Annotated in this window: 31 protein-coding genes; 21 read left to right on the plus strand and 10 right to left on the minus strand. The window is 66.2% G+C overall.

Annotation, left to right across the window (positions count from 1 at the left end; genetic code table 11):
- Positions 1-35: 35 nt before the first annotated feature.
- The 3 genes from ACSC1R_RS16415 (at position 36) to ACSC1R_RS16425 (ending at position 2,443) form a co-directional block, all read left to right on the plus strand.
- Positions 36-1,517: a hypothetical protein gene (locus ACSC1R_RS16415; protein ID WP_439026798.1), complete on the plus strand. Its 1,482-nt coding sequence runs from the start codon at positions 36-38 to the stop codon at positions 1,515-1,517.
- 25 nt (positions 1,518-1,542) lie between these two features.
- Positions 1,543-1,797 (plus strand): DUF5816 domain-containing protein, encoded by a 255-nt coding sequence (locus tag ACSC1R_RS16420; RefSeq protein ID WP_439026799.1) that lies wholly within the window; start codon positions 1,543-1,545, stop codon positions 1,795-1,797.
- A 328-nt stretch (positions 1,798-2,125) separates the two neighbouring features.
- Positions 2,126-2,443, plus strand: a complete 318-nt coding sequence (locus tag ACSC1R_RS16425) for a DUF7116 family protein (protein ID WP_439026800.1) — start codon at positions 2,126-2,128, stop codon at positions 2,441-2,443.
- 40 nt (positions 2,444-2,483) lie between these two features.
- Here the strand turns inward: ACSC1R_RS16425 and ACSC1R_RS16430 are convergent, their stop codons facing one another.
- The gene (locus tag ACSC1R_RS16430; protein ID WP_439026801.1) at positions 2,484-3,674 is read right to left on the minus strand and encodes a pyridoxal-phosphate-dependent aminotransferase family protein; all 1,191 of its coding nucleotides are present in this window, start codon (positions 3,672-3,674) and stop codon (positions 2,484-2,486) included.
- 93 nt (positions 3,675-3,767) lie between these two features.
- On the opposite strand from ACSC1R_RS16430, the gene ACSC1R_RS16435 reads away from it, so the two are divergent.
- From ACSC1R_RS16435 to ACSC1R_RS16460, 6 genes are all read left to right on the plus strand, one after another.
- Positions 3,768-6,785, plus strand: a complete 3,018-nt coding sequence (locus tag ACSC1R_RS16435; protein ID WP_439026802.1) for an FAD-binding and (Fe-S)-binding domain-containing protein — start codon at positions 3,768-3,770, stop codon at positions 6,783-6,785.
- Positions 6,786-6,842: 57 nt separating this feature from the next.
- A complete protein-coding gene (locus ACSC1R_RS16440) occupies positions 6,843-7,856 on the plus strand; it encodes a metal-dependent hydrolase (protein ID WP_439026803.1) in 1,014 nt (337 codons plus the stop codon).
- Positions 7,857-7,905: 49 nt separating this feature from the next.
- Complete coding sequence (locus tag ACSC1R_RS16445) at positions 7,906-8,559, plus strand: hypothetical protein (protein WP_439026804.1); 654 nt, start codon at positions 7,906-7,908, stop codon at positions 8,557-8,559.
- Positions 8,556-9,215, plus strand: a complete 660-nt coding sequence (locus tag ACSC1R_RS16450) for a hypothetical protein (RefSeq protein WP_439026805.1) — start codon at positions 8,556-8,558, stop codon at positions 9,213-9,215. The genes ACSC1R_RS16445 and ACSC1R_RS16450 overlap by 4 nt, the downstream gene beginning before the upstream one ends.
- Before the next feature lie 86 nt (positions 9,216-9,301).
- Positions 9,302-9,817 (plus strand): hypothetical protein, encoded by a 516-nt coding sequence (locus tag ACSC1R_RS16455; RefSeq protein WP_439026806.1) that lies wholly within the window; start codon positions 9,302-9,304, stop codon positions 9,815-9,817.
- Between the two features lie 116 nt (positions 9,818-9,933).
- Positions 9,934-10,134 carry a dodecin gene (locus ACSC1R_RS16460; protein WP_439026807.1) on the plus strand — a complete coding sequence of 67 codons (201 nt, stop codon included), beginning with the start codon at positions 9,934-9,936 and terminating at the stop codon, positions 10,132-10,134.
- An 88-nt stretch (positions 10,135-10,222) separates the two neighbouring features.
- Here the strand turns inward: ACSC1R_RS16460 and ACSC1R_RS16465 are convergent, their stop codons facing one another.
- The gene (locus ACSC1R_RS16465) at positions 10,223-10,405 is read right to left on the minus strand and encodes a DUF4177 domain-containing protein (protein ID WP_439026808.1); all 183 of its coding nucleotides are present in this window, start codon (positions 10,403-10,405) and stop codon (positions 10,223-10,225) included.
- 57 nt (positions 10,406-10,462) lie between these two features.
- The gene (locus ACSC1R_RS16470) at positions 10,463-10,828 is read right to left on the minus strand and encodes a HesB/IscA family protein (protein ID WP_439026809.1); all 366 of its coding nucleotides are present in this window, start codon (positions 10,826-10,828) and stop codon (positions 10,463-10,465) included.
- A gap of 107 nt (positions 10,829-10,935) precedes the next feature.
- Between ACSC1R_RS16470 and ACSC1R_RS16475 the strand changes: the two genes are divergently transcribed.
- Positions 10,936-12,090 (plus strand): PAS domain S-box protein, encoded by a 1,155-nt coding sequence (locus tag ACSC1R_RS16475; protein ID WP_439026810.1) that lies wholly within the window; start codon positions 10,936-10,938, stop codon positions 12,088-12,090.
- Here ACSC1R_RS16475 and hisD read toward each other — a convergent pair.
- Positions 12,087-13,367 (minus strand): histidinol dehydrogenase, encoded by a 1,281-nt coding sequence (gene hisD, locus ACSC1R_RS16480; RefSeq protein ID WP_439026811.1) that lies wholly within the window; start codon positions 13,365-13,367, stop codon positions 12,087-12,089. The two genes, ACSC1R_RS16475 and hisD, sit on opposite strands and share 4 nt — an antisense overlap.
- 229 nt (positions 13,368-13,596) lie before the next feature.
- Between hisD and ACSC1R_RS16485 the strand changes: the two genes are divergently transcribed.
- Positions 13,597-14,181 (plus strand): hypothetical protein, encoded by a 585-nt coding sequence (locus ACSC1R_RS16485; RefSeq protein WP_439026812.1) that lies wholly within the window; start codon positions 13,597-13,599, stop codon positions 14,179-14,181.
- Positions 14,182-14,200: 19 nt separating this feature from the next.
- Here ACSC1R_RS16485 and ACSC1R_RS16490 read toward each other — a convergent pair whose 3' ends face one another.
- Together ACSC1R_RS16490 and ACSC1R_RS16495 are read right to left on the minus strand one after the other, a co-directional pair.
- Positions 14,201-14,410 carry a hypothetical protein gene (locus tag ACSC1R_RS16490; RefSeq protein WP_439026813.1) on the minus strand — a complete coding sequence of 70 codons (210 nt, stop codon included), beginning with the start codon at positions 14,408-14,410 and terminating at the stop codon, positions 14,201-14,203.
- Positions 14,411-14,464: 54 nt separating this feature from the next.
- Entirely contained in the window at positions 14,465-14,611 is a 147-nt protein-coding gene (locus ACSC1R_RS16495; protein WP_439026814.1) for a hypothetical protein, read from the minus strand.
- A 186-nt stretch (positions 14,612-14,797) separates the two neighbouring features.
- Between ACSC1R_RS16495 and ACSC1R_RS16500 the strand changes: the two genes are divergently transcribed.
- Genes ACSC1R_RS16500 through ACSC1R_RS16515 form a run of 4 tightly spaced genes read left to right on the plus strand, consistent with a single transcriptional unit; the run spans position 14,798 to position 18,396 of the window.
- Positions 14,798-15,880 (plus strand): metal ABC transporter substrate-binding protein, encoded by a 1,083-nt coding sequence (locus ACSC1R_RS16500; RefSeq protein WP_439026815.1) that lies wholly within the window; start codon positions 14,798-14,800, stop codon positions 15,878-15,880.
- Positions 15,877-16,659, plus strand: coding sequence for a metal ABC transporter ATP-binding protein (locus ACSC1R_RS16505; RefSeq protein ID WP_439026816.1), 783 nt, complete (start codon positions 15,877-15,879; stop codon positions 16,657-16,659). The genes ACSC1R_RS16500 and ACSC1R_RS16505 overlap by 4 nt, the downstream gene beginning before the upstream one ends.
- Positions 16,656-17,681 (plus strand): metal ABC transporter permease, encoded by a 1,026-nt coding sequence (locus ACSC1R_RS16510; protein ID WP_439026817.1) that lies wholly within the window; start codon positions 16,656-16,658, stop codon positions 17,679-17,681. The genes ACSC1R_RS16505 and ACSC1R_RS16510 overlap by 4 nt, the downstream gene beginning before the upstream one ends.
- A 1-nt stretch (position 17,682) precedes the next feature.
- Entirely contained in the window at positions 17,683-18,396 is a 714-nt protein-coding gene (locus ACSC1R_RS16515; RefSeq protein WP_439026818.1) for a metal-dependent transcriptional regulator, read from the plus strand.
- A gap of 3 nt (positions 18,397-18,399) precedes the next feature.
- Here ACSC1R_RS16515 and ACSC1R_RS16520 read toward each other — a convergent pair whose 3' ends face one another.
- Positions 18,400-18,687, minus strand: a complete 288-nt coding sequence (locus ACSC1R_RS16520) for a hypothetical protein (RefSeq protein WP_439026819.1) — start codon at positions 18,685-18,687, stop codon at positions 18,400-18,402.
- 52 nt (positions 18,688-18,739) lie between these two features.
- Positions 18,740-19,006: a zinc ribbon domain-containing protein gene (locus ACSC1R_RS16525; RefSeq protein ID WP_439026820.1), complete on the minus strand. Its 267-nt coding sequence runs from the start codon at positions 19,004-19,006 to the stop codon at positions 18,740-18,742.
- Between the two features lie 186 nt (positions 19,007-19,192).
- On the opposite strand from ACSC1R_RS16525, the gene ACSC1R_RS16530 reads away from it, so the two are divergent.
- The 4 genes from ACSC1R_RS16530 to ACSC1R_RS16545 are packed head-to-tail and all read left to right on the plus strand — an operon-like array spanning position 19,193 to position 21,553.
- Positions 19,193-19,804 (plus strand): hypothetical protein, encoded by a 612-nt coding sequence (locus ACSC1R_RS16530; RefSeq protein WP_439026821.1) that lies wholly within the window; start codon positions 19,193-19,195, stop codon positions 19,802-19,804.
- Positions 19,801-20,469: a hypothetical protein gene (locus ACSC1R_RS16535; RefSeq protein WP_439026822.1), complete on the plus strand. Its 669-nt coding sequence runs from the start codon at positions 19,801-19,803 to the stop codon at positions 20,467-20,469. The genes ACSC1R_RS16530 and ACSC1R_RS16535 overlap by 4 nt, the downstream gene beginning before the upstream one ends.
- Positions 20,470-20,521: 52 nt before the next feature.
- Positions 20,522-21,094: a mechanosensitive ion channel domain-containing protein gene (locus tag ACSC1R_RS16540; RefSeq protein WP_439026823.1), complete on the plus strand. Its 573-nt coding sequence runs from the start codon at positions 20,522-20,524 to the stop codon at positions 21,092-21,094.
- Between the two features lie 51 nt (positions 21,095-21,145).
- Complete coding sequence (locus tag ACSC1R_RS16545) at positions 21,146-21,553, plus strand: hypothetical protein (protein ID WP_439026824.1); 408 nt, start codon at positions 21,146-21,148, stop codon at positions 21,551-21,553.
- A gap of 13 nt (positions 21,554-21,566) precedes the next feature.
- Here the strand turns inward: ACSC1R_RS16545 and ACSC1R_RS16550 are convergent, their stop codons facing one another.
- A complete protein-coding gene (locus tag ACSC1R_RS16550; protein WP_439026825.1) occupies positions 21,567-22,580 on the minus strand; it encodes a hypothetical protein in 1,014 nt (337 codons plus the stop codon).
- A gap of 103 nt (positions 22,581-22,683) precedes the next feature.
- Between ACSC1R_RS16550 and ACSC1R_RS16555 the strand changes: the two genes are divergently transcribed.
- Positions 22,684-23,082 carry a Rieske (2Fe-2S) protein gene (locus ACSC1R_RS16555; RefSeq protein ID WP_439026826.1) on the plus strand — a complete coding sequence of 133 codons (399 nt, stop codon included), beginning with the start codon at positions 22,684-22,686 and terminating at the stop codon, positions 23,080-23,082.
- 113 nt (positions 23,083-23,195) lie between these two features.
- On the plus strand, positions 23,196-24,308 hold the full coding sequence (locus tag ACSC1R_RS16560; RefSeq protein ID WP_439026827.1) for a pyridoxal-phosphate-dependent aminotransferase family protein: 1,113 nt from the start codon (positions 23,196-23,198) through the stop codon (positions 24,306-24,308).
- Between the two features lie 407 nt (positions 24,309-24,715).
- Here ACSC1R_RS16560 and ACSC1R_RS16565 read toward each other — a convergent pair whose 3' ends face one another.
- On the minus strand, positions 24,716-25,516 hold the full coding sequence (locus tag ACSC1R_RS16565; RefSeq protein WP_439026828.1) for an HpcH/HpaI aldolase family protein: 801 nt from the start codon (positions 25,514-25,516) through the stop codon (positions 24,716-24,718).
- Positions 25,517-25,542: the final 26 nt, after the last annotated feature.

Below are 25,542 nucleotides of genomic sequence, written 5' to 3' on the forward strand. Positions count from 1 at the left end.
GAAAGCTTTTACAATGTCCCTGTCACGTCCGGACCATGCAGCGCCGCCACTACCTCGCTCTCTGTGGGACTGCCCTCTCCGCCGGCTGTTCCGGACTGTTCGCCAGGTCCGAGCGCGAACCGTTCGAGGCACCGACCCGACAGCCAGACACCGACGATGACGACGAACTGCAGGTGACTGTCGAGGAACGGGAAGACGCACAAGCCCTCCAGCCGGTCGACGCCGGGAAGGCCGCCATGCAGTTCGAGGTCGGAAACCGGACCGTCGCGATCACACCGAGAAAGACGGAGGCGAGAGACGGCATCGTCGTCTCTACCGGGTTCACGGCACCCGCGACGGCCGAGCACCCAGCCCGACTCCGGGCGACCGTTCGGAACCAGAACGACTGGGCCGAAACGGTCGAGAACACGTCGGTCCCATTCTTCGGGTCGTCGCCGGTCGCAGCCCGCCAGACGGAGTCTTCTCGCCGGGAAGACGTGCACGTCGTCCTGGCACCGACGGAGGCACACCCACTCGTGGACGAGCCACCAGAATGGACACGGGGGCAATCCGGGCACTGGCAGCTCGCGGAGGACGTCGAGGACTGGCTCCCCCGAGAATTCGAACTCGACGCCGGGGAGGCCATCACCGGCGAGTACGCACTGCTCACTGCTGGTGGAGACGGCTTCCCGACGGGTCGCTACCAGCGGCTACGGAAGTTCTCCGTCGTCGCGTGGGCGCGTGACGCACCCGGCCCCGACCCGCTCTCGGCCTTTCAGGGACGGTCGGTTCCACCGCTGGGGCAGGACCCCGAGACCACGCTCTGGTTTCATCAGACGACCCGACAGTCTCCCGTGTTCCTCCGGCCGAGCCAGGAGCGGGTCACACTCCCTGCCAGCCCACAGTTCGACCTCGTCAATCACACCACAGAACCCGTCACAGGGTACCGGAAGAACTGGCAACTGTACAAGCGTCACGGGGACGGCTGGAAGTCCCTCCGTACGGGGGCTGTTCGACCGAGCGAGGCCCCACTGGACCCGGGGCAGGTGGAGTCGTGGTCTCTCCTCGCGACGAACGGTGAGGCGCTGGACGCGCCCGGGAGTCTCTCGATGGGGCATCTCGGCGGCGGCACGTACGCGTTCGGCGTCATGTACGCCGCCGAAGGACTGTTCGACTACGCCGCTGCACTGGTCGAGGTCGACGCCCCGCCGGTCACGGTCGAGGCCGAACAGGGCGTGTCGGTCCAGCAGGATGGCGAGACAGTCGAGGTGACTGCACCAGGGCACGACGGCACCTCGAACCTGGAAGCGACGGTGCTGGAACCAGCATCGTCGGCGGAGACGACGCTCGTCGCGGAACAGGTGATGCAGAGCGAACACCTCCGGAACACGATTCCGTTCCTGACCCGGCCGAACGTCTCGGCGGTCCGGTACCGGACACCGAATCGCCACTGGCTCACCGCGGGCGGGGAGCCGTTCCGGTTCACCTTCGACGGCCAGTCTGCCGTCCTGCGCCAGGTAGAAGACGAACAGACCTAAGCAGGCCCCCTTCCAAGCGGTGGCTATGAGCGAATCCGCACTGGAAGAACACGTTACGGCGGACGGCGAGACGGTGTACGTCTCCCAGCGCGAGGGCGACCGCGGCTCGAAAGCCCCCTTCCTCGTCGTCTACCGCACCGCCGACCAGGAGCGCAAGTACGGCTACTTCTGTGCGAACTGCGAGACGTTCGACAACGCGATGGACACGATGGGCCGCATCCAGTGCAATTCGTGTGGGAACCTCCGCAAGCCCACGGAGTGGGACGCGGCCCACGAGTAACAGGGCCTGTTTTCTGGACCGTCCGGCCCGTGCATCGACCGCCCTTCGACCCGCCCGCCCATCCGGGTGCGCTGTAACCTCGACTGAATCGGCTCGTAACCGTGGCTTACCACTGGTCCGGATGCAAACGGGCTGCCACCTGCGCAGGTGAAGACACGCGGATGAGGACAACTGCCCCGGAGAATCGGCCGCCCCGGTCCCCGGTCGAAACGGATGGTGAGAAATCACGTAGAGATTTGATTCGTAACTGTACCTCCCGAGCGGTCTTGATTTCGAACGTGCAAAACGGGTGAATATTTATTACCTTTGCTGCGGTACGGACTAGCGAATGTGCCCTGTTAACACGAACCGCCACATCGGCGAGCAGGCCAGGAGGGTTTTCGACCGCCTGGGGTACACCGTCACTGGGGACGGGGACGAGTTCAGAGCAGAACGCGACTGGAAGGTCGTGCACGTGACTGCGACCACGGACTTACGTGAGCTACCGGCTGCTGAAACAGCAGCCCTGCACTGCTTCGTGACGAACAAGGAGCGAGCGAACCGGATTCGTCGCAAGGTCCAGGAGACGAATCCGACCTACGAGTGGGCTGTCATCGGCGTCGACGACGACGACCAGTACGAGGTCGCACGCGCCCCGCCGAGTTAGACCGGCGCTCGAATCTTTTCGCGAATAGGGAACCAGTTGCCTAGAGCCGCGCTGCCGTCGCCGCGATACCGGCTTCCGCGTCCACGTCGGCGTCGAGGTCGTCGAGCACCGCACCCAGCGCGCTCATCAGGTAGGAGACGTTCTTCGGGCGTGCGGAGTGGCCCATGCAGCCGATCCTGAAGATGTCGCCCGAGAGCGCGCCGAGGCCGCCGGCGATTTCGAGGTCGTAGTCCTCGATGAGCCGGGAGATGACCTCGCCGTCCTCGACACCTTCGGGGACGCGGACCGCGTTCAGGCTCGGGAGCCAGAACTCCTCGGCGGCGTTCATCTGCATGCCCATGGCCTCGACACCGGCCTTGAGTGCGTTCGCCATCTCGTGGTGGCGGTCCCAGCGGTTCTCGATGCCCTCCTCGGCGACGAGACGGAGTGCCTCGCGCAGGGCGTAGACGTTCGTGATGGGCGCGGTGTGGTGGTAGGCGCGCTCGTCGCCCCAGTATCCCTCGAGCAGCGAGAGGTCGAGGTACCACGACCGGGCGGGCTCCTCGCGGGCGAGCACCTTGTCCATCGCGGCGTCGTTGAGCGTGAGCGGGGAGGCTCCCGGCGGACAGGAGAGACACTTCTGCGGTCCGGCGTAGGCCACGTCGATGTCCCACTCGTCTACGCGCAACTCGACCCCGCCGATGCTGGTGACGGTGTCCGCGATGACGAGCGCGTCGTGCTCGTGGGCGATGCTGGTGAGTTCGGACACCCGGGGCTGTCGAACGCCAGTACTCGTCTCGGCGTGGACGAACCCGAACACGTCGGGCTGGTAGGTGTCGAAGGCGTCAGCAACATCGGCCGGGTCGAGCGGTTCGCCCCACGGCGCGTCGACCTCGACGACCTCGCCGCCGGCGCGGCGGGCCATCTCGGCCATCCGACCGCCGAAGTAGCCGTTGGTCGGGACGAGCATCGTGTCGCCGGGTTCGACGACGTTCCCGATAGCTGCCTCCATCGCCGCCGAGCCGGTCCCCGAGACCGGGATGGTCCACTTGTTCCCGGTCTGGAACGTGTACCGGAGCAGCTCCTGGACCTCGTTCATGACCTCGATGAACGACGGGTCGAGGTGGCCGACGAGCGGCGTGCTCATCGCGCGGAGGACGCGGGGGTGGACGTCGCTCGGGCCGGGGCCCATCAGCGTGCGATTGGGTGGTGTCAACTCGCCTACGTCGGGCGCGTCAGGAATCTCGGACATGGACGCTCGTTGGCTCGGTCGGGTCAAAAAAGGTGGTGTCCCCGGGATAATTCTCCCGAATGGTTAAACCATGTCCACTGCTCACGTGTGACAATGGCGACCGACCGTTCTCCACGCCCCAGCCACGACGCGCTCGGCTTCGACCACCCCGACGACGAGGCGTACGTCGACCTCGCGGCCGACCTCCGCGAGGCGGTCGACGGCGAGGTTCGGTTCGACGAGTACGCGCAGGTGCTGTACGCTACCGACGGGAGCATCTATCAGGCCCGGCCCGCGGGCGTCGTCGTCCCCCGGGACACCGACGACGTGCAGGCCGCCATCTCCGTCGCGGCCGAGTACGACGTGCCAATCATGCCCCGCGGGGCAGGGACCTCGCTGGCCGGGCAGGGAATCGGCCCCGGCTGTGTCGTCCTCGACTGCTCGGTCGAACTCGACGACGTGCTCTCGGTCGACCCCGAGGCGCAGGTCGCCCGAATCCAGCCGGGCGTCGTACAGGACGACCTCGACGCGGTGCTGGAGCCACACGGCCTCCAGTTCGCGCCGGACCCGGCCTCCTCGGCCCGGGCCACCGTCGGCGGCGGCATCGGGAACAACTCGACCGGCGCACACTCGGTTCGCTATGGAATCACCGACGCCTACGTCAGTTCGGTCGAGGTCGTCCTGGCTGACGGGACGATTGCGGAGTTCGGTGACGTGGTGCTCGACTCTCCCGAGTGGGACGACCTGCTGGCTCGCGGGGACCGGGTCGCAGAGCTACACCAGACAGTCCGCGAGATCGTCGAGGCGAACGAGACGGAGATCGACGACCGCTATCCCGACCTCAAACGCAGCGTCTCGGGGTACAACCTCCACAAGGTGATTCGCGAGGACGGCGGCGAGCGCGTCATGAACCTCGCCAAACTCGTTGTCGGCGCGGAGGGCACCCTCGGCGTCGTGGTCGAGGCCGAACTCGACCTCGTGACCCGCCCGGAGAAGCGGGTGCTCGCAGTGTACGCCTACGACGACCTCGTGGCCGCGCTGGCGGCGGTCCCAGACGCGCTCTCCCACGACGTGAGCGCGGTCGAACTCGTCGACGACCGGGTCGTCGAGATGGCGCGTGACTCGCAAGCGTATGCCGAGTACGCCGAACCCATCCCCGCGGACGCGGCGGCCCTGCTCATGGTCGAGTTCGACTCCGAACTGCACGACGACTTCGAGGGTGCGATGGCCGACGTGACGACCACGCTCCAGACCGAGGGGGCCGCCTTCGACCGCATCGAAGCGTTCACCACAGACGAGCAGGCGAAGCTCTGGAAGCTCCGCAAGGCCGCGATTCCGCTCCTGATGTCACTGGAGGGCGACCCGAAACCGTATCCCTTCATCGAGGACGCGACCGTCCCACCGGACCGGCTCGCCGACTACGTCCAGGAGTTCCAGACGATTCTGGAGAACCACGGCACTTCGGCGGCGTACTTCGCCCACGCGGGGGTCGGCACCCTGCACATCCGGCCCATCCTCAACCTCAAGTCCGGGGACGAAATCGAGACGATGCACGCCATCGCCGAGGACGTGACCGACCTCGTGCTCGACTACCACGGCGCGTTCTCGGGCGAGCACGGCGACGGGATGGCCCGGACCGAGTTCACGCCCAAGATGTACGGTCCCGCCCTCTGGGACGCGTTCAAGCGCGTGAAGACCGCCTTCGACCCGGAGTGGCTCTGTCACCCGGGGAACGTCGTCTACCGCGAGTCGGCCGACGACCACGGTCCGGCCTCAGAGCGCGGCGTCGGCGCGGACATGCGCGAGAATCTCCGGTACGGCCCGGCCTACCAGACGGTCGAGCCACAGACGGCACTCGACTTCACGGACGAGGGCGGGTTCTCGCACCTCGTCGAACTCTGCAACGGGTGTGGCACCTGTCGCGAGGATGGCTCGGACACGATGTGCCCGACCTACCGCGCCAGCAAGGAGGAGATACAGGCGACCCGCGGCCGGGCGAACATGCTGCGGGCGGCCATCTCCGGCGAACTCGACGAGGACGAGATTCACACAGAACGCTTCCAGTCCGAGGTGCTCGACCTCTGTGTCGGCTGCAAGGGCTGTGCCAGCGACTGCCCGACCGGGGTCGACCTCGCAAAGCTCAAGGCCGAACTGAAACACCAGCACCACGAACGCGAGGGTGCGAGCCTGCGCGAGCGCCTGTTCCGCGACATCGACCGGTGGGCTGCACTCGGGAGCAGCCTCGCCCCGGTGTCGAACTGGGCGACGAAGGTACCGGGTGCTCGCGCCGTGGCCGAGACGGTCGCTGGAGTTGCACCCGACCGCGAGCTGCCGACGTTCCAGCGCGAGAGCCTGGTCGACTGGTTCGCGTCGCGCGGCGGGTCGACGGTGTCGGAAACGGAGGCCGACCACCGCGTCGTCCTCGTGCCAGACACCTACACGAACTACACGGACCCCGACGTCGGCAAGGCCGCAGTGCGGGTACTGGAGGCGGCCCAGGTTCACGTCGCGGTCCCGCCGAACCTCGGACCCAGCGGTCGCCCCGCGTACTCGCTCGGATTCCTCGACGATGCGAGCAGGCGGGCCGAGCAGTTCGTCGCCGATGCCGCACCGCGCGTCCGCGACGGCTGGCACGTCGTCTTCGTCGAGCCGTCCGACGCCGTGATGGTGCAAGACGAGTACGCGGACCTCCTGTCACAGAGTGCGGACCGAGACGCGGTGATGGCCGCGACCTCGGGGGTCTGTGCGTTCCTCGACGAGCACCGGCTCGACCAGCGAATCGACTTCACCCAACCCGACGAACGACTGGTCTACCACGGCCACTGCAACCAGAAGGCCATCGGACGGGACCACCACGCGGTCGGTCTCTTGCGGCGAGCCGGGTACCGGGTCGACCCGCTCGACTCCGGCTGCTGTGGGATGGCCGGGAGCTTCGGGTACGAGGCCGAGCACTACGACCTCTCGCAGGCTATCGGCCGTCTCCTGTTCGAGCAGGTCGACGACACCGACGGGACACCGGTCGCGCCGGGGTCCTCGTGCCGGACCCAGCTGGGGGACCGACCCGGTGCGGAGCGACCACCCCACCCGGTGGAGAAGCTGGCGTCTGCGCTGGCGGTCCCCGCGCGTAACTGAGCCGTAACCGCACTCGGCGAGTAGCTTATCCGGTTCCGTATCGTACCAGACCCAGACATGATGGTCGGTCACGCGCTCCTGGCGTTCGCCCTCGTCGCCCTGCTCGGGCGTGGGCTCGGCGTCGACCGCGACCGCGCGCTTCTCGCGGGCGTCGTCGCCGGTGCGTTCGCGGCCGTCCCCGACGCCGACATGGTGTACGCCACCGTCGGCGTCGTCCACGCCGACGTCACCGGCGTGTTCGCGGTCACGGAGGCGTTCTGGTCCGCGAGCACCCTCGTCCACCGCGCGATGACACACTCGCTCGTCGTCGCGCCGGTGGCCGCCGTCGGGTTCGCCCTCTGGACCGTCCGGGGTCGCTCGATGTCCCGCGCCCGCTTTGCCGGGTCGGCCATCCTTCTCTCACTGGTCCTCGTCGCCACCGTCGAGCACGCCCTGCTCGGCGCAGTCGTGATGGGTGCGTTCGTCCTCGCAGGCGTCGGGGTCGCCGTCGTCGTCCAGTGGCGGACCTCACTTCGGGCCAGAGAGACGTTCGCACTGGCGCTGTTCGGTCTCGCCAGTCATCCATGGGGCGACCTGTTCACCGGCGAGCCACCCAACATGTTGTGGCCCCTCGACACCGTGGTGTTCACGGAACGCGTCGCGCTCGCGCCCGACCCGACCTTGCACTTGCTCGGCGCGTTCGCCGTCGAACTTCTGACGGTGTGGCTCGCCGTCTGGGTCGTCCTCGACGCCGCCGAAGAGTTCCGCCCCGCGTTCGACCTCCGCGCACTCGGCCGAGCCCTCGCAGGGCTCACCTACGGCGGCGTCGCCTTCCTCATTCCACCGCCGACACTCGACGTCTCGTACCACTTCGTCTTCAGCATCCTCGCGGTCGGGACCGTCGCCGCCGCACCCGACGTGTTCCGTGCCCGGCTGCTCCGGTCCGTTCGACGACTGCAGCGCGAGTGGGATGCGGCCCGGCTGTTCTCGGCGTTCCTGACCGGCCTCGCCGCGGTCACGCTCGCGCTCGCGGCCTACGCCGTGCTCTACTCGCTGGCGACGATTGGCTCGCTCGGGGTCTCCCTGGGATAGTCAGCGAGTCGGGTAGCCTTTTTTACCAGCCGGGTGCCAACGACCCCCTATGTCGGCGCAGGACCTCGGTCGGCTGTTCGAAGAACATCGCATCAACGCTGTACTCGCGTGGATACTCGTCGCTCTCGTCGCCCTGACCGCCGTCGAGGAAGCACTGCTCGGTGAGCGCCTCTGGGCAGCGTTCGCCGTCGGCGTCACCGCACTCGCGCTCGTCCCGCCGGTGGCGTTCCGGTCCCCTCGGGTGATGCTCCCCTGGGAAGTGCTCCTGCTAGCGGCGCTCCCGGTCATCGGCCGGGTGTTCGCCACGAACGCGCTGTCGAGCGCGCTCGCGACCTACCTGGCGGTCGCCGCCGTCGCACTCATCGTCGCGGTCGAACTCCACGTCTTCACCTCCGTCCGGATGACCGTCGGCTTCGCCATCCTCACGGTCGTCGTCATGACCCTCGCCGCCGCGGGTATCTGGGCCATCATCAGGTGGGTGGGCCACCTCTACCTCGGGACGGCCTTCTACGAGGGTCCAGACGACCTCGACCTGCTGATGTGGGAGTTCGTCTACTCGACCATCGCCGGACTCGGGGCCGGCATCACCTTCGAGTTGTACTTCCGGCGGCGCCGGCAGGTCGCCCGGCGGGCACTCGAAGCCGCCGAGGAGGTCACCCACGACCGCCTGAGTGAACTCGCCGAGGAGGTGGCGGACGAATGAGGATTCGTGACTACCTCGGTATCTCCGAGCGCACCCAGCAGCGACTGAGCTGGGCCATGGAGGTCGGTCTCGTCGGCCTGTTCTTCGTCGGCCTGTACCAGCCGAGCCCGGGCGTCGTCGTCAACGCTGGCCTCGGTATCATCGTGTTGCAACTGCCGGCGCTGCTCGAACGCGACTACGGCATCCCGATGGACGCCGGGTTGACGCTCTGGATAACCTCGGCCGTGTTCCTGCACGCGCTCGGGACCGCCGGGTTGCCCGGCATGTCGAAGAACCTCTACGTCGCCACCTCCTGGTGGGACCACATGACCCACGCGCTGTCGTCCTCGGTCGTCGCGGGCGCCGGCTACGCGACGGTCCGGGCGCTCGACGAACACCGCGAGGACATCTACCTCCCGCCCCGCTTTACGTTCGTGTTCATCCTCTCGTTCGTCATCGCCTTCGGGGTCATCTGGGAGGTTGTCGAGTTCGCGCTGGGGCTGCTCGCGAACGTCTACGAGGGGAAGGCGTTCCTCACGCAGTTCGGCGTCGACGACACCATGCGGGACCTCCTGTTCAATACCCTCGGCGGTCTCATCGTCGCCATCTGGGGCCAGGCGTACCTCTCGGACGTGGCCGGGGCCATCCGGCACCGGCTGGAGCAACGGACGCACTAGCCGCAGAAATAGCACCTTGGGAACACATATTTTCGAGTCTCAGACCAGAAACGATAGCCGTCGCCCCGGCGAATCTACAGCCACCGATGTCGAACGAGCGACAACGAGACGAGCACCACACCTCACGTCGAACGTTCCTCCGGGCCGCCAGCGTGGTGGCGACGGCAGCCGTGGCCGCGCCTGCCCTGTCCGGCGTCGTCTCGGCACACTTCCCCGAACAGCTCTCTGTCGACGTGCGACCGGGGACGGCCCACAATCACGTCAATCCCCGCGCTCGCGGAGTCGTTCCCGTGGCGGTTCACTACGTCGAATTCGAGGATGACGGCGGTGGGACGGTCGTGTTCGACCCGACGGAACGAGACGTTCGCTACCGGTTCGGCGCACCCGATGCCGTCGGGAGTGGCGGCGGTGCACGCCCGGTCGGCCGTCCAGTCGTTCGTGACGTGAACGGCGACGGTCACGACGACCTGCTGTTGTTCTTCCGCGCAGGAGACGCCGGCTTCGACCACGACGACGAGACGGCACAGCTGCGGTGGGAGCGGGACGAGTCAGGCCATCACGGCCTCGCCGGTAGCGACCGGGTCACTGTCGTCGGTAGGTGAGTCGGCCTGTCAGTCAGGTTTCAGCGTTCTGCGGTTCCGGTCGCCTGTCTTTGAGGCGGAAAACCGACGTACGCCGCGGCTAGCTTTAAGTTGCCATGGTGAGTGGTAGCACACGAATGGTATTCAAGAAGATAACACTCATCGGCACCAGCTCCGAGAGCTTCGAAGCGGCTGCCGACGACGCCATCGACCGGGCACAGGACACACTCAACAACGTGCACTGGATCGAGGTGCAAGAACTCGGTGTCGAAATCGCCTCGGCACCCGACCGCGAGTACCAGGCAGAAGTGGAGGTGGCATTCCAGCTGGAGGAGTAACCAACTGGCGACACACTTCCATAGCGACCCCGCGCCCCAGCCAGACGCGGGCTTGCGTTTCACGCCTTTTCGCGTCGTACCGGTCCGACTACTTCTCGCGCTTGAACACCAGCGCTTGCGTGTTCCCGCTCGCTTCCGAGAGCGTCTCGACCAGCTCCCAGCCCTGTGCACCGAGTTCGTTCAGCGACTCCTCGTCGACCTTCGTCTCGCGACCGAAGAAAGACGAAGAGAGGTCGACTACCTTGTACTCCCACTGCTGGTTCGGGGACATGGTTACCACTGCGAACACGTCAGGAATAAGTCTTGTCTCGAACGGCCGATGCTGTCGCTACGTCCGGAACGACTCGCCACAGCCGCACTCGCTGACGACGTTCGGGTTCTCGACGTGGAAGCCAGCGCCTTGCAAACCGCCCTCGTAGTCGAGGACACTCCCCTCGACGTACTTCAGGCTCGCCGGGTCGACGAACACCCGCAGGTCGTGATGCTCGAAGATGGTGTCGTCCGGTTCCGGTTCGTCGTCGAATCGCATCCCGTACGAGAGGCCAGCACACCCGCCTTGCTGGACGAACAGCCGGAGTCCAGAGACGTCGGTGTCCATCCCCTCGCCGTCGAGCAACGACAGGGCCTCCTCGGCGGCCGTCTCCGTCACCTCGATTCGGGGGCCGACCTCCCCGTCCGCAGTTCCCGTACTCATGTATCCACCTATCGGCGCGACGGATGTTAACTGTGTTGCCGGAAGAGTCCGACATGATAGGTCGGCTGCCGATACCTCTAAATCCCGTCGATGGGTTCACAAACTGAATGTCGGGCCCGATTCGTGTCCTGCACGTCGACGACGACCCCGCGTTGCTCGACCTGACCAAGACGATGCTCGAACGCGAGCACGACGATTTCGTCGTTGAGACGGAGACGGCAGTCGACGCCGCGCTCGCGTTACTCGATGGTGACACGTCGTTCGATTGCATCGTGAGCGACTACGACATGCCGGGGATGGACGGGTTGACCTTCCTCGCGGCGGTACAGGAGCGCCACCACGACCTCCCCTTCATCCTGTTCACGGGCAAGGGCTCCGAGGAGATCGCCAGTCGAGCCATCTCGGCGGGCGTCACCGAGTACCTCCAGAAGGGCGGTGGGACGGACCGCTACCTCGTCCTCGCGAACCGTATCGAGAACGCGGTCGCGAAGTACCGGGCCGAGCGTGAACGTCGCCGGAACAGAGAGCGCTACCAGGCGCTCATCGAGTACTCCTCGGACTCGGTCGCGATTCTGGACGTCGAAGGGGTGTTCCAGTACGTCAGTCCGGCGGCCGAACAGATTCTCGGCTACCCGCCGGACGACCTGCTCGGAGACTGCTCGTTCGACTACGTCCATCCGGAGGACCGCGAGAAGGTGGTGCGTTCGTTCGACGAGTGCGTCGACGACCCGGCGCTACGGCCGTCGACGACCTACCGGTTCGAGCACGGAGACGGGACCTGGCACGTCCTCGAATCGCGGGCGACGAACCGCCGCGAGGACCCCGCCGTCCGGGGACTGGTCGTCAACACCCACGACCTGACCGAACAGCACGAGGCGGAACGAGAGCTCAGACAGGAGCGCGAACTGTTCGATGCCGCCCTCGACGCCCTCCCCGACACCTTCTACATCTCGCACCCCGACGGGTCGGCGTGGCGCTGGAACAGGTCGTTGCAGGACCTGGTGGGCTACACCGACCAGGAGATGCGTGAGCTTCCCCCGGAGGCGTTCTTCGCCGAAGAAGACCACGAGAAGATCGCTTCGGTCATCGAACGAGTCCACGAGGGCGAGACCGTCGTCTACGAGGCACGGGTACTCACGAAGTCGGGCGAGAAGGTACCGAAACGCATCAGCGCCACACTGCTCACCGACGACGACGGCGACCCTCTCGCCGTCTGTGGTATCGGCGTCGACACCGGCCTGCGGCCCGAAAACCTCGACTAGTCGAACCGCCTGCGGACGCTCTCGGCGTGGGCGTCCAGTCCTTCCGCTTCTGCGAGCGTCGTGATGGTGTCGGCGAGCGAGTCGAGTCCGTCACGGTCCAGTCGCTGGACCGTCGTCGACCGGAGGAACGTGTCCACGGAGAGGCCACCGTGCAGTTTCGCGCCACCGCCGGTCGGCAGCACGTGGTTCGTCCCCGACGCGTAGTCGCCGGCCGCGACCGGGGTGTAGGGGCCGAGGAAGACGCTTCCGGCGTTCGAGATGCGCTCGAGGAGCGCCTCGTCGTCGTCGGCCTGGATGGAGAGGTGCTCTGCGGCGTACTCCTCGGCGAAGAGGATGGCCTCGCTCATCGACCGGGCGACGAACACGCCCGAGGCGTCGTTGTCGAGCGCCTCGCGGATGGTCTCCTCGCGCTCGCGGGCTGGGGCCTGCTCCTCGACCGATTCCGCGACGGCCTCGGCCAGGTCCTCGTCGTCGGTGACGCAGACGACCGAGGCGTTCGGGTCGTGTTCGGCCTGTGCAACGAGGTCCGCCGCGACGAACTCGGGTGTCGCCGTCTCGTCGGCCACGACGAGTATCTCCGAGGGGCCGGCGAGGAAGTCGATGGCCACGTCGCCCTGGACCTCGGCCTTCGCGGCCGTTACCCAGCGGTTGCCCGGGCCGACGACCTTCTGGACGGCCGGGATGGACTCGGTCCCGTAGGCGAGCGCGGCGACGGCCTGTGCGCCACCGATGGAGTACACCTCGTCTGCACCGGCAGCGTGGATGGCCGCCAGCGTGACCGGGTTCATCTCCTCGGCGGGCGGGGTGCAGACCACCACCTCGTCGACGCCCGCGACCTTCGCTGGCACGACGCCCATGATGACCGACGACGGGTACGCCGCGGTCCCACCGGGCGCGTACACGCCGACGCGCTGGAGCGGGCGGAAGCGCCGTCCGAGTTCCCGGGACCCACCGTCGCCGCCGAACTCGTCACGCCAGTCGTCCGGAACCTGCCGTTCGTGGAACTCGCGGACGTTCGCCGCCGCCGTCTCGATGGTCTCGCGCAGGTCCTCGTCGAGGTCGTCGTAGGCTCGCTCGGCCGCATCCGAGACGTCGAGGTTCCCGACCGTCACACCGTCGAACTCCTCGGAGAACTCCCGGACAGCCACGTCGCCCTCCTCGGCGACGCGCTCGACGATGTCGCGGACGTCCCCGCGAATCTCGTCGAGACCGGCGTCGCGCTCGAAGAGCGCCCGTCGTTCGTCGGGGCCGAGGTCGGCCACCGCGTTCACGTTCATACCCCACGGTTCGGCCGGGCGCGGAAAAACCGTTTCTTCCGTGCCGACCGCTGCCAGCGACTCACGTCATAGCTCGAGGCAATTCTTCGGACCGAGCCCGACTGACGACCACACACGTGGTGCAATTCGCAGGTCCCCCACGAATCACGCCCAGAGAACCAGTGAAAACAGCCCATATCTACGACGACAGTAACATACACTTTTATCCGATTGTCGAGTACGGCGTGCCATGAGTCAGGACGACTCGACCGGGCCCAACGAACAGGTTCGCGACGTGTACGAACGACTTGGGACCCTCCTCGACCGCGGCGACGACACGTTCGTCGAGGAGGGGCCCGGCCTGCTGCAGGCGGCCATCGGAGAACCGGGCTTTTTCCACGGAGTCGAACCCGCCCCGGCCGAGTCGGGTCAGTACACCCGGGAGAAGGTCATCGGCGAGTCTGGTCGGCACGTCATCAGATTCATGGAGTGGGCACCGGGATACAGCCTCCTGCCACACGAACACCACGGGCGACCCTGCTTCGAGGTGCTGGTCGACGGCCTCCTCCACGTCGTCGACATGACTGCCGAACAGGTCACCGACGACCACTACACGCTCTCCATTCTCGACTGCGACGTGACCGAACCCGGCGAGGCTGCTGTCGTCGACCCGCGCGAGAACGAGATTCACTCGGTGTACAGCCCCGTCCGGAGTTGCTCACTGCACGTCTACCCCGACGACCGAAGCGTCGGCTACGGCTACGTGCTGGACGAGGACGTGAGCGACGAGAGAGACCTGTACCGCCGCGAACGGTTCGAACTCCACGACCGCTGACCGGGTCGCCCTTGCCAGGTCACTGGTCTCGCGAGCCGACGACCCTGGTCTTGACCGCGTCGAGGAAGAGGACGACGACAAGCGTGAACCCGACGAGACCGATGGGGGCCGACAGGAGCTGTGCGGTGCGGTAGCCGAGGAATATCCTGCTCACCCCGAGGACGACGAAGCTGGTCACCACCAGCCCGAACGCGACCAGCGAGAGTGTGACGAAGCGGTCCCGGTTCATACCGGTCGGGAGGGGTCCCCGGTGCTAAGTGGTTTTGGAACGCCGGGCCGGTTCTCAGAGCGTTTCGGCGACGAGTGCCTGCTCGGCCCGCTGGTTCGCCTGGTCGGGGCGTCGGCCGGCCGCGTCGCCGACGGGCCCGGGGTTCGATTGGAGGAGCCGCCGTCGCGACGCGACCGGCGTACTCGGTCGTTCCCCATCCACACCCGGTCCAGCAAGCGGCCGCGCGATGGTCCGGGGGCGAAGTGGTAGGGGTGCTGCGGGACCGACGCCGACCGGATTCCGTCGGGAACCGGGTGCCCAGAACCGACCCCAGTTCAAGAATTAGAGTACTCTAATTCGTTGTTTAGAACAATACTTCTAAGTACAGGTATGACTCTAACCAAGGTAATGGCAGAACACAACTCCGCTTCGAGCAGTGGACGAAAAGTGACCCGGAGGCGGGCACTGGCGGCAGGCTCCGGTCTCCTCGGTGCCGGCCTCGCCGGCTGTCTCGGCAGCGTCTCCGGCGGCACGAACAGCGGCGACTCCTCGGGCGGGGACGACGATGGCCCCGTCGCAGTCGCGTCTTTCTTCAGTTTCTTCGACTTCGCGCGAAAGCTCGCCAGAGACACGCCGGTAACGGTGAAGAACCTCATCCCGACCGGTCTGCACGGTCACGGGTGGGAGCCCAACGCGAGCGTCACCCGCGACATCATCGAGGCGGACGCGTTCATCCACGTCGGGAAGGACTTCCAGCCGTGGGCCGACCGCGCCATCCAGACGCTGAAAGACGACGACGTCGATACGCAGCTCATCAACGTCCGCGAAGGCGTCGAACTGGCCGACCTCGCGGCGAGCCTCGACCCCGAAGAGGAAGGTGTCGGGGAAGGCCGCGGCATGGACCCGCACTTCTGGCTCGACCCCCAGCGCGCGAAGATTTCGGTCGACAACATCACCGAGGGATTCGTCGAGCTCGCACCCGACCACGAGGAGACGTTCCGCGACAACGCGGAGACGTACAAGACCGACGTGCTCGACACCATCGATGCGGACTACCAGGACATCTTCGACCGTGCCGACCGGAAGGTCGTCCAGCTGGCGGCACACAACGCGTTCCAGTACATCGGCGTCCGCTACGGCGTCGAGATGCGCCCGCTGGTCGTCAACCTCGCCGCGAGCGGGGACGTAAAGCCCTCGGACATCACGAAGGCCAAAGAGACCATCGAGGAGTTCGACATCGAGTACATCGGGGCCGGCGTGTTCGAGACGCGCAAGCCCGCAAAGCAGCTCATCGCGGAGACGCCCGTCTCGGCGTACTTCCCGGTCACGCCCTATGCCGGTGTCCGCGAGGACTGGGTCGAGAACGACTGGGGCTACGAGGAGATCGCGTACAACATCAACATGCCCACGTTCGAGGTCGTCCTCGGGAACAAAGCACCCGAGGAGGTCGGCCCCGACGGCTGGGCCGACGAGTGGAGGAACTTCGAATGAGCGCGAGTTCTGACGACGCGGCCGCGGAATCGGCCGCCACCGGTGGAGCCATCGTCGAACTCTCGAACGTGAACTTCGGCTACACCGCAACCCCGGTCGTCGAGGACATCACGCTCCGAATCGACCAGGGCGAGTACGTCGCCGTGGTCGGCCCGAACGGCTCGGGCAAGTCGACGCTGATGAAGCTCATGCTCGGCCTGTTGCGGCCGGACGTTGGCAAGGCACGGCTGTTCGGCGAAGCCTCGCACGACTTCGACGATGGCTCGCGCATCGGCTACGTCGCCCAGCACGCCAGCGCCTCGAAGGAGATGCCCATCACGGTTCGCGAGGTCGTCCGGATGGGGCGGTTCCCCCACGTCGGCTTCGGCCGCCTGTCGGCCGAGGACGAGGCAATCGTCGACCGCGCCCTGGAGACCGTCGGCATGACCGCCTTCGCGAACCGCCGGGTCACCAAGCTCTCGGGCGGCCAGCGCCAGCGAGCGTTCATCGCCCGGGCGCTCGCCGGCGAGGCCGACCTGCTCGTGCTCGACGAGCCGACCGTCGGCGTCGACGCCGAGTCGGTCGACGCGTTCTACGACCTGCTCGAGTCGCTCAACGAGGAGGGCATCACGGTGCTCCTCATCGAGCACGACCTGAGCGCCGTCACCGAACACGCAGAGCGCGTGGTCTGTCTCAACCGCGAGATATACTTCGACGGCCCGACCGAGGAGTTCGTCCAGAGTGACGCCCTGAGCAGAGCGTTCGGGACCGCCGCCAGCTTTCTGGGTGGTTCGCGATGAGCGCCGCCGTCTCGGGGCTCGCAGGGCTGGCGCTCCAGTCCGGCAGCCCACTCGACCCCGTGCTCACCCCGTTCTACTGGTTCCTCACGCTGTGGACCGCCCTGATGAACGGGCTGTACGACGTGACCGGTCTCGAGCTGCTCCAGTACGGCTTCATGCACCGCGCCATCCTCGTCGGGCTCTGCATCGGCGTGATGGCACCCCTCATCGGGACCTTCCTCGTCCACCGCCAGCTCGCGCTCATCGGTGACGCGCTGGCCCACACCGCCTTCGCCGGGGTCGCCATCGGGCTGTTCCTCAACGCCGTGTTGGACCTCGGCGTCTCGCCGTATCTGACGGCGGTCGTCGTCGCGGTCATCGCGGCGCTGCTCATCGAGCTCATCTCCGAGGCGACTGGCGCGTACAACGACGTGTCGATGGCCATCGTCCTTTCCACGGGCTTCGCGCTGGGGACGGTGCTCATCAGCATCAACGCCGGCGGGCTCGCCGTGGGTATCAACCAGTACCTGTTCGGGAACCTCTCGACGGTGTCCGCGGAGAACGCCGCCATCCTGCTTGTGCTGTTCCTCGTCATCGTCGGCGTGGTCGCACTCACCCGGAACCAGCTCCTGTACGTCACTTTCGACGAGACGGCGGCCGCCGTCTCTGGTATCAACGTGAACTGGTACAACCGCGTCATGGTGATGCTGACCGCGCTCGTGGTCGTCGGCGCGATGCAGATAATGGGCGTCATCCTCGTCGCCGCGATGCTGGTCGTCCCCGTCGCCGGGGCGGCACAGGTGTCCCGAAGCTTCACCGAGTCGCTGCTCGTCTCGGTCGTCCTGGCCGAGATAGCGGTCCTGCTCGGCATCGGTGTGGCCTACTACGGCGAGGCCACGGCCGGGGGCGTCATCGTCCTCGTCGCCGTCGGCATCTACACCGTCAGCGTCGTCGTCGGGAAGATTCAGGCTCGCACCCGCGACGACACCGCCCCGGAGGTCGGCAGCATCGACGCGAGCGAGAGCCAGCCCGCCTCCGACTGAGATGGCGACCACCAGCCCGGAGTCACCGGACGACGGCGACCGGACCGGCTCTCTGACCACGGTCATGGAGGACTACCTCCGGCACATCTACGCCCTCGAACGCGCGTCGGAGGGCCGCGTGTCGAACTCGTCGCTCGCAGCCCGCCTCGGTGTCAGCCAGCCCAGCGTGACGAGCATGTTCGACACGCTCGCCGAGCGCGGGCTCATCGACCGCGAACCGTACCGGCCTATCGTCCTCACCCCCGCTGGCGAGCAGGCGGCCCTCGAAATCGTCCGGAAGCACCGACTCGTCGAGACCCTGTTGACCGAACAGTTCGGCTTCGCCATCAGCGAGGTCGACGCCGAGGCGGATGCGCTGGAACACCACATCAGCGACCGGCTCTGCCGGGAGATAGACCGCAAACTCGGTCGTCCCGCGTTCGACCCCCACGGCGACCCGATTCCGGATGCAGACCTGACAGTCCGGGCCGACACCGACGCGGTCGCCCTCGTCGAGGTCGGGGAGTCGACGGCGGTCGAGGTGACCCGCATCACGACCCAGGACGAGGAGACCCTCTCGTATCTGGTCGCTGCTGGAATCGAGCCTGCGGCCCGGCTCACGGTCACGGAGGTCGCCCCCTTCGGGATGGTGACCGTCAGCGTGGAGGGAGACGCGTGGCAAGAGAGCATCCCCGAGTCGCTCGCCACGCAAATTCTCGTTCGGCCGCTCGGCTAGTCCTCAGGTCACCCGTTTCTCGACCGCCTCGAACAGGTGCGAACAGAGGTAGATGATTCCCAGAAAGACGACCAGAGAGACAGCCAGTACCGCGACCAGCCCGACGGCGACGAGCAGTGTATTCACGTTTCCCTGCAGCCAGGGGCGGTTCGAAAGCCGGACGAACCAGAGAAGCACCTGGAACCCGGCAGCGAGCCCGGCGGCCACCCCGAGGAGGACGGTTCCGACTCCGGCAACCAGGCCCACTACCTCGTGCAAAACCGACCGCTCTTCGTCGCCACCAGCGTCCATGGTGAGTCGTCTCGGGACGCGCCCAAAAACGTTGGTCGTCGCGGCTGGCGGCTTACTCGCGCTGTGCCGGTTCGGTCGGGTCCGGCGTCGACTCGCTGTCCGTGGCATCGGTGTTCGCCGACTCGTCGTCCGTCACAGGGTCGTCGGTCGAGTCACGCTCGACGATGACTGCCGCGCCACACTCCGGGCACTTCCCCTCGTGTTCGTAGAAGCCCGCCTCGCACTCCGCACACCGGTACGTCGCGTGTGCCTCCTTCGCTTCGCGGGCCTCCTCGCTGAGTCGCCCGAATCGCCGTCCGAACTTCCGAAACAGTCCCATGGTACTTATCCAGAAGGGCGCATGCCAGATAAGTACCGGAGCGCAACTGCTGGTTCGCTGATAGCCGTCTGGTCGACGCCAGCGGCGACTCCCCAGAATTCCCGAAAAAATTCTTAACCAAATCTGGACCGTCTCACTCTGTACGAATGCGTGACATTCCCTGCCACGCAATCGGAGGGACCAGAGATGAGTCAGCAACTGCGAGAGGAGTGGTTCGTATCGGACACGAGAGTGAACGCCGTCATCGCCTGGGCGCTGACGACAGTGCTCGTAGTCGCGACAGTCGACAGCCTACTCGCGTTCAGGATGGTCGACGTGCTACTCGTGGGGACCGCAGCAGTGATAGCCATCGTTCCGGCGGTCCTCTCGCGGTCGTGGCTACGAACCATCCCGTGGCCACTGCTCTTGCTCGCGTCGACACCGCTTATCGTCGCCGTCTTTCCGCCGACTCGATTCGATATGGTCGTCAACGGGGTCGGTATCGCAGCACTCGGGATGTTGCTCGTCTCCACGCTCCAGTTGACCACGACGGTCAGGATGACGCCGGCGTTCGCGGTCGCGTTCACCCTGCTCACGACGCTGGCGTTCGCCGGCTACTGGGCGGTCGGGTCCGCGGCGGCGTCGGTGTTTCTCGGGACCAGCTTCGTCGAGTCGAACACGGAACTCATGCACATCTTCACCGCGGCACTGCTCGGCGGGCTCGTCGGTGGCGGCATCTTCCTGTGGTACTTCCGGAGACAGCTCCGGAAACCGATAGCGACTGCGCCCGCCGCGAACGAAGAGGTGGAAGTCGTATGAGCGTCGCCCGTCGCATCGGACTCACGCCGCAACGACAGGTAACCCTCGTGCACGTCCTGCAGGCGATCATATTCGGCATCCTGTCGGTCGGACTCTGGCTGGGGAACGCCGGGGTCGTCGTCAACGCCGCCGTCGGCCTCGGCGTCACCTTCCTGCCGGCGTACCTCGAACGGAACTACCGCTTCACGATGAGCATCGGGCTCGTGCTGTGGATAACCGTCGCGATGTTCCTGCACGCACTCGGGACGCTTCCGTTACCCGGCAGGGACCTCGCGACGCTGTACGGGACGACCTGGTGGTGGGACCACCTGACCCACGCGGCCTCGTCGTCGCTCGTCGCGGGGGTCGCATACGCCGTCGCCCGGGCACTCGAGGAACACACCGACTCTCTCACGCTCCCGCTGCGGTTCATGTTCGTCTACCTGCTCGTGTTCGTCATGGCCTTCGGTGTGGTGTGGGAACTCATCGAGTTCTACATCAGCGTCGTCGCCCAGTTGCTCGGCACCGGGAGCATCCTCACGCAGTACGGGCTCGACGACACCGTCCTCGACCTGTTCTACAACACCATCGGCGGGCTCCTCGTGGCCCTGTTCGGGACCGCCTACCTGACCGGCGTCGCCGACGAACTCGCCGAGAGACTCGGGAGAGACCCGGACGAGCAGTAACCGGGAGCCAGTGTCACCCAACCGTTTTGTCGAGCGCGGTCATCCACCGACCATGACCGGTTCAGTCGACTTCCTCGTCGAACTCGTCCAGAAGACTCTCACGACCTTCCAGCAGGGAGTTCTCGACGCGTTCCCCCGCCTCGTGATGGGGCTCGTCTTCCTCACCCTGTCATACGTCGGTATCAGAATCGCCCTCCGTGTCACCCGGGAGGCCCTCGACGCGCTGTACCCGGTAGAACAGGACCTCATCGTGAGCCTCGGTGTGACCGTCGTGGGTATCTTCCTCTGGTTCGCCGCCGGGCTCGCCCTCCTGAAGATACTCGGGATGGGCGAGGTGGCAGCCAGCCTCGGCACCGCGACGGGCTTCATCGCCCTCGGCGTCTCCTACGCGCTCTCCGGGATGATTGCCGACACGGTCGCCGGCGTCTACCTGCTGCGAGACCCCGACTTCAACCCCGGCTATCGGGTCACCACGGACGGCGTCACCGGTGAGGTCAAGAGTATCGGCCTCCGCAAGTCCCGCATCGAACTCGACGACGGCGACGTGGTCGTGCTGGCGAACGGCGCGGTCGAGAAGAAGTGGACGAGGGGAGGGGACGAGGCGGTCGACCCTGCCGACCAGTGAACGGTCGAATCTGCCAGAGCACTCATCACCCCTCTTCACGAACTCTGGCCGATGACCGAAGCGGCCCACCTCGACGAAGCTGAGGCGGCCCAGTACGAGCGGCGAGTTCGCGAGTCAGCAGCCGTCGAGGCGCTTCTGGCGGAGGCGGCTGTGGACCTCACTCCCGACGAACTCGAACGAGACTCGGTGTACCGGTCAGGCGAATCCACCGTCGAGCGACCGGTCATCGTCCGACTCCATCGCGAAGGGACAGAGAGTACGACCGCAGGGTCGGCGTTCCTCTACGAGGGGTTCGAAGGCGACGTCGATACCTCGGTAGCCGTGCAAGCGACACTCGTCGACGGCGAGGTACGCGAAGCCGAACTCACGACCGGCAGCCACGGCGGACTTCTCGTCGGGCGAGGCGAGGTCTGGACGTACCGGGACGGGACCGTCATCGACGGCACGTGGATCTCCTGACTGGGCCGTCCGGTCACGTCTCGGTCGGGTCGTCCGGGAAGAACCTGTCTGGCGTCGCCGCCACTGCCAGGAGGACCGCGGGCCCCACGAGGAATCCAGCCCACGTCAGCAGTGACAGGACTCCGACCACGGCGAGTCCGACCCGGATTCTGACGGGGTGCTTCCAGTCGCGCTGGAGTGCGAGTCGCAGCACCCACACCCCACAGAGCATCGGTACGACGACGAACATCCCGGTGACGAGTGCGCCAGCCGTCGGCCCGGTCTGGACCAGCGCGAGCCCCATCCGGACGAGCGTATTCACGCCACTTCCGAGGACGAACAGCCCAGCACCAGTCAGCACGAGCCGAACTGGGGCCGTCCCCCACGCGCTGTTCCATCGCCGCCGCACGGCGCTCGCGCCGGCCAGCACTGTGAACAGGAACGGGCCGACGACGACGAGGGGGTGTTGGCCCTCCCAGAGGTGTGTCCGAACGAGGTCGAACGGGACGGTCAGATACTCGACGGTCGAGAACTCCTCCGAGTAGCCGAGGGCGACGCCAGCCGGGCCGCTCCGGTTCTCGGGTTCGTAGATGGCTACGAGGTAGGTCGTCTCGGCCCCGACCATACGGGAGTAGCTCGCCGTCTGGTAGTTCGCCGAGGGCGCGAACGGTTCGTACCCGGCAGTTGCTGGCCGCTCGCCTTCGATTACCATTGCACCCATCCCCTCGGGGACGGTCACGTCAGCAGGAACGCCCTCGGTTCCCGCCAGTGACGGACTCATGATTACGAGCGACGGGGTGAACTCGCTGTCCATGGGGGTGAACGTCGACACCTGGAGTCGCTCGCCGGATGCCAGCGAGAACCGGTAGTACTTCGCGCCGTCTCCTTCGAGTCGGTCGTAGAACGACCACGACTTGACCGCGTCCGGGACCTCGACCGCCCGCTCGGGGCTGGTGTTGTCGACGGGGAAGCTCGGCACGTGTGCCAGTACAGGCACTGCCAGCAGGCAGAGCGCGAGCAGGACCACGCTGGCGCGAGCTGTCTTCATTACTAGCAGTAGAGGCGACCGTCGTGCATCACGATACTCCCTAACAGGTGAGTACTCAGAGCCCCTCGATAACTCTTTTTTAGGTCTGCCTAAAACACTGTGCATGGGCACCGACACCGGTTCAGACCCGGAACTCGACACCCACCGCATCGCGGCACTCGACGAGATACCCCCGAACGGGACGCTCCGCTTCGAGGTCGAGGCGTCCGGGTATCGCATCGAAGCCATCCTCTGTCGCACGGGAGAGGCGGTCCTCGCGTGGGAGAACTCCTGTCCGCACGAACCCGATGTGAAACTCGACCGGGGCCTCGGCGCGCTCGTCACGGACAATCGAATCGTCTGTCACAAACACGGTGCGCAGTTCAACTGCGACGACGGCTTCTGTACCAGGGGGCCGTGCCGCGGGGAGTTCCTCGCACCTATCGACGTCGCAGTCGACGACGGGACGGTCTACCTCACGGACGACCGGTTCGACGCCTGTCGGCCGCTGGGTCTCTTCTGAGGCTGCTCCCGGGCCGACCACCGGCGGCCCTCTCGCGTGCCCCCGACAATGGGGCCGGTATCAAAACTACCATCACACCCCGCGACGCAGTGGTCTGTACTTAGGTGGCTCCTGTGACCGAGAAACGCGAATACAAAGACGACTATCCGGAGAAGAAACTGTACATCCCGGGTCCGACCGGGGTCCGTGACGACGTCATCGAGGCGATGTGCGAGCCGATGTTCGGCCATCGCATGGACCGGATGACAGACCTGTACACGACCATCGTCGAGGACACGAAGGAGTTCCTCGGTACCGAGAACGACGTCATCATCCTCACAGGCTCTGGCACCGAGTTCTGGGAGGCGTCGACGCTCAACCTCGTCGACGAGAACATCCTCGTGCCGACCTGTGGCAGCTTCAGCGAGCGCCACGCCAACGTCGCCGAGCGACTGGGGAAGGACGTCGACCGCCTGGAGTACGAGTGGGGGCAGGCAATCAAGCCGGAGGACATCCGAGAGGCGCTCGAATCCAGCGACAAGCACTACGACGTGGTCGCGACGGTGATGAACGAATCCTCGACGGGCGTCCGCAACCCCATCGAAGAGATTGGTGACGTGGTCGCCGAGTACCCGGACACGTACTTCGTGGTCGACGCCGTCTCCTCGCTGGGCGGGGACTACGTCGACATCGACGAACACAACGTCGACGTCCTCTTTGCGTCCTCCCAGAAGGCGTTCGCGATGCCGCCGGGGCTCGCCATCTGTACCGTCAGCCAGGACGCCTACGACCGCGAGGTCGGCAAGGACTCCGCGTCGTGGTACGGCGGCTTCCAGCGCTGTATCGACTACTACGACCGGAAGGGCCAGACCCACTCCACGCCCGCGATTCCCATCATGCTCGCCTACCGCAAGCAGATGAAGTACATGCTCGAAGAGGGGCACCAGGGCCGCAGTGAGCGTCACCGCGAGATGGCCGAGTACACGCGCGAGTGGGCCCGCGAGCACTTCGGCATGTTCCCCGAGGAGGGGTACGAGTCCCAGACCGTGAGCTGTATCGAGAACACACAGGACATCGACGTCGCCGCGACCATCGAACAGGTCTCCGAGCAGTACGACATGGTCTTCTCGAACGGGTACGGCTCCGCGCTCGGCGAGAAGACGTTCCGCATCGGCCACATGGGCGAGCACGACGTGGAGTCCATCAAGGCGCTGACCGACGCCATCGAGGACGTCGCCGGGCTGTAACCTGCCGGTTCGACGCACCACGCGGTCGGTTCGTAACCGGACGGAAAGTATCCTCCTTATTTCGAGCGGTCGCCTACGGTAGAGTGAGGGTGAGGTAATCACCCGACAGGGAGCATCGTACCGCCCCGAAGGTCTGCCATACTCTGCCATGGGCGGTCGGACTCCCGGTCTGTCGAATTCAGTGCCGATTCTCGCCGACGCGGACTGCCACCGCAGTCGGCACCTGTCGCTCAGGATAGTCTGATACCTGCCGACTCCTCCGATTCTCCGCCTCCCGAGTGACTCCAGTTTCCCTATGCCAACCACCACGCCGGGACGACCTGCGGGAAGCACGACGTCCGAACAGGCGAGCGATGCACGATGAGACCTGCCCGCGTGCGACGAGCACTCCTGCGTGCTGTGGGACCCTACTCCTCCGCCGATTCTCCCTCGTACGCGTCGAACCAGCCGGTGACGGCCTGTTTGAGTGCGCCGGTGGTACTTCCCAGGTTCAGCAGCTGGTACCCGTCTGCCACCTTCTCGTTGACGTCGTCCATCCCGAAGCCAAGACCACCAACGGGAACCCCTGCGTCGATGGCCTGTGAGCGAATCGACTCGACCGCGTCCTGAACCGCCGGATGGTCGACCTCTCCGGGATGCCCGAGCGAGACCGAGAGGTCGAGGGGGCCGATGAAGACGAACCCCAGTTCGGGGACTGCCAGAATCTCGTCCAGGTTCGCGACGGATTCTTCGGTCTCGATGGTGACGCCGACCATCGTCTCGCGGTCTTCCGTGTCGATGTAGTCCGCACCGAGCCCCCATCGCCTGGCACGGGGTGCCCCGAGTCCCCGGTCGCCGGGGCCTCCATCGTAGCGGAACCGTGCGGACTTGACGGCCGCTCGGACCTCTGCTGCGGTCTCGACGCGTGGGAGGAACACGTTCCGGACCCCGAGGTCCAGGGATTTCCGGAGCAGTGTCGGGTCGGTATCGGGGAGTCGAACGAGCAGTTCGAGGTCCGTCCGGTCTGCGGCACGCAGCAGGTCCTCCATCCGCCCCGCGTCCCACGGGTCCGGTCCACCGTGTTCGAGGTCGAGCCAGACGAAGTCGACGCCGAGTTCCCCGTAGAACTCGACGAGTGTCGGGCTGTAGGTGTTGTCGAGCACTCCGAGCGCGACGCCGCCGCGTTCCAGGGTGGCTGCGAGACCGTTCGTCAGTTGTTGACGTGTCATTGCTCTCTCTACCACCGCTGCCGGGA

The sequence above is a fragment of the Haloarchaeobius ordinarius genome (assembly GCF_051801355.1).
Lineage (GTDB): Archaea > Halobacteriota > Halobacteria > Halobacteriales > Natrialbaceae > Haloarchaeobius.

Coding starts and splice junctions, on each gene's coding strand:
- ACSC1R_RS16415 (WP_439026798.1), top strand. CDS start 36: ATGCAGCGCCGCCACTACCTCGCTCTCTGTGGGACTGCCCTCTCCGCC.
- ACSC1R_RS16420 (WP_439026799.1), top strand. CDS start 1,543: ATGAGCGAATCCGCACTGGAAGAACACGTTACGGCGGACGGCGAGACG.
- ACSC1R_RS16425 (WP_439026800.1), top strand. CDS start 2,126: ATGTGCCCTGTTAACACGAACCGCCACATCGGCGAGCAGGCCAGGAGG.
- ACSC1R_RS16430 (WP_439026801.1), bottom strand. CDS start 3,674: ATGTCCGAGATTCCTGACGCGCCCGACGTAGGCGAGTTGACACCACCC.
- ACSC1R_RS16435 (WP_439026802.1), top strand. CDS start 3,768: ATGGCGACCGACCGTTCTCCACGCCCCAGCCACGACGCGCTCGGCTTC.
- ACSC1R_RS16440 (WP_439026803.1), top strand. CDS start 6,843: ATGATGGTCGGTCACGCGCTCCTGGCGTTCGCCCTCGTCGCCCTGCTC.
- ACSC1R_RS16445 (WP_439026804.1), top strand. CDS start 7,906: ATGTCGGCGCAGGACCTCGGTCGGCTGTTCGAAGAACATCGCATCAAC.
- ACSC1R_RS16450 (WP_439026805.1), top strand. CDS start 8,556: ATGAGGATTCGTGACTACCTCGGTATCTCCGAGCGCACCCAGCAGCGA.
- ACSC1R_RS16455 (WP_439026806.1), top strand. CDS start 9,302: ATGTCGAACGAGCGACAACGAGACGAGCACCACACCTCACGTCGAACG.
- ACSC1R_RS16460 (WP_439026807.1), top strand. CDS start 9,934: ATGGTATTCAAGAAGATAACACTCATCGGCACCAGCTCCGAGAGCTTC.
- ACSC1R_RS16465 (WP_439026808.1), bottom strand. CDS start 10,405: ATGTCCCCGAACCAGCAGTGGGAGTACAAGGTAGTCGACCTCTCTTCG.
- ACSC1R_RS16470 (WP_439026809.1), bottom strand. CDS start 10,828: ATGAGTACGGGAACTGCGGACGGGGAGGTCGGCCCCCGAATCGAGGTG.
- ACSC1R_RS16475 (WP_439026810.1), top strand. CDS start 10,936: ATGTCGGGCCCGATTCGTGTCCTGCACGTCGACGACGACCCCGCGTTG.
- hisD (WP_439026811.1), bottom strand. CDS start 13,367: ATGAACGTGAACGCGGTGGCCGACCTCGGCCCCGACGAACGACGGGCG.
- ACSC1R_RS16485 (WP_439026812.1), top strand. CDS start 13,597: ATGAGTCAGGACGACTCGACCGGGCCCAACGAACAGGTTCGCGACGTG.
- ACSC1R_RS16490 (WP_439026813.1), bottom strand. CDS start 14,410: ATGAACCGGGACCGCTTCGTCACACTCTCGCTGGTCGCGTTCGGGCTG.
- ACSC1R_RS16500 (WP_439026815.1), top strand. CDS start 14,798: ATGGCAGAACACAACTCCGCTTCGAGCAGTGGACGAAAAGTGACCCGG.
- ACSC1R_RS16505 (WP_439026816.1), top strand. CDS start 15,877: ATGAGCGCGAGTTCTGACGACGCGGCCGCGGAATCGGCCGCCACCGGT.
- ACSC1R_RS16510 (WP_439026817.1), top strand. CDS start 16,656: ATGAGCGCCGCCGTCTCGGGGCTCGCAGGGCTGGCGCTCCAGTCCGGC.
- ACSC1R_RS16515 (WP_439026818.1), top strand. CDS start 17,683: ATGGCGACCACCAGCCCGGAGTCACCGGACGACGGCGACCGGACCGGC.
- ACSC1R_RS16520 (WP_439026819.1), bottom strand. CDS start 18,687: ATGGACGCTGGTGGCGACGAAGAGCGGTCGGTTTTGCACGAGGTAGTG.
- ACSC1R_RS16525 (WP_439026820.1), bottom strand. CDS start 19,006: ATGGGACTGTTTCGGAAGTTCGGACGGCGATTCGGGCGACTCAGCGAG.
- ACSC1R_RS16530 (WP_439026821.1), top strand. CDS start 19,193: ATGAGTCAGCAACTGCGAGAGGAGTGGTTCGTATCGGACACGAGAGTG.
- ACSC1R_RS16535 (WP_439026822.1), top strand. CDS start 19,801: ATGAGCGTCGCCCGTCGCATCGGACTCACGCCGCAACGACAGGTAACC.
- ACSC1R_RS16540 (WP_439026823.1), top strand. CDS start 20,522: ATGACCGGTTCAGTCGACTTCCTCGTCGAACTCGTCCAGAAGACTCTC.
- ACSC1R_RS16545 (WP_439026824.1), top strand. CDS start 21,146: ATGACCGAAGCGGCCCACCTCGACGAAGCTGAGGCGGCCCAGTACGAG.
- ACSC1R_RS16550 (WP_439026825.1), bottom strand. CDS start 22,580: ATGAAGACAGCTCGCGCCAGCGTGGTCCTGCTCGCGCTCTGCCTGCTG.
- ACSC1R_RS16555 (WP_439026826.1), top strand. CDS start 22,684: ATGGGCACCGACACCGGTTCAGACCCGGAACTCGACACCCACCGCATC.
- ACSC1R_RS16565 (WP_439026828.1), bottom strand. CDS start 25,516: ATGACACGTCAACAACTGACGAACGGTCTCGCAGCCACCCTGGAACGC.